Origin of the sequence: Streptomyces sp. PA03-6a (assembly GCF_033792765.1) — a bacterium.
In the GTDB taxonomy this organism is placed as follows: Bacteria; Actinomycetota; Actinomycetes; order Streptomycetales; family Streptomycetaceae; genus Actinacidiphila.
In genome coordinates this window covers 1-939 of record NZ_JARAVK010000583.1, presented here as the reverse complement: position 1 = coordinate 939, position 939 = coordinate 1, and the positions used below count along the sequence as shown (strand labels likewise).

General features: G+C 73.3%; 1 protein-coding gene. It reads left to right on the top strand.

What is annotated here, in order from left to right; translation table 11 throughout:
* Nucleotides 1–24 precede the first annotated feature (24 nt).
* On the top strand, nt 25–768 hold the full coding sequence (locus tag PV350_RS46730; RefSeq protein ID WP_499509176.1) for a hypothetical protein: 744 nt from the start codon (nt 25–27) through the stop codon (nt 766–768).
* Nucleotides 769–939 lie beyond the last annotated feature (171 nt).

Genomic DNA, 939 nt, shown 5'->3' with positions numbered 1-939 from the left:
CCTCCCACCCCCCGGAGAGCGTGCGTGACCTCTCAGCAGCCCCTCACCTACGAAGCGTTCGTCGAACTCGCGACCGCGGACCCGGCTGTCGTCGGACTCGTCCTCAAGGGCTCACGGGCCCACGAGGGCATGACCACCGAACACTCCGACCACGACCTGTACGTCGTGGTCGCCGACGGCGCGACGACGGCCCTCACGCGCTTCGCGGGGTACCGCACACCGGAGCTGGACCTCGTCATCGTCTCCCTCGAGGAGTTCCGCGCCGCCGGAATGCCGGGGTTCGAGCGGTACGCCCTCGCGCGCGCCCGGACCGTGCTCGACCGGCTCCGGGGCGGGATCGCCCGGATCGTGGCCGCCAAGGCGCGGCTCGACGCCGGCGAGGCGTCCCGGGACGCGGGCCGGTGGCTCGACGCCTACGCCAACTCCCTCTACCGCTCGCTCAAGAACGACCGCGACGGACACGTGCTCGCGGCGCGGCTCGACGCCGCCGACAGCATCGGGTTCCTGCTGGAACTGCTCTTCGCCCTCGACCGGCGCCCCCGCCCGTACAACAAGTACCTGGAGTGGGAACTCGCCCGGTTCCCCCTGCCCGGCTGGGACGCCCGCATGCTGCTCGACGCCGCGGACACCGTCTCGGCGACCGGAGACGTGTCCGCGCAGCGGGAGCTCTTCGCGCGCGTCGAGACGGCGGCCCGCCGCGCCGGGCACGGCGCCGTGCTGGACGCGTGGGGCGAGGACCTGGCACTGATGCGACCGCAGGAGGCCTGACAACGGCGGCGCACGGAGCAGGGCGCCGGGACGGTCGGGGCCATGCCGATGCGGTCCCGCGGGCGGTACCGCCGCTAGGCCGTGTCGTCAAAGTCCCGCCTGCCCAGCGGCGCCTGGCACGGCACCTCGCTGCGTTGTCGAATCGTCCGAGTAGCCCACTACGAGGACGAC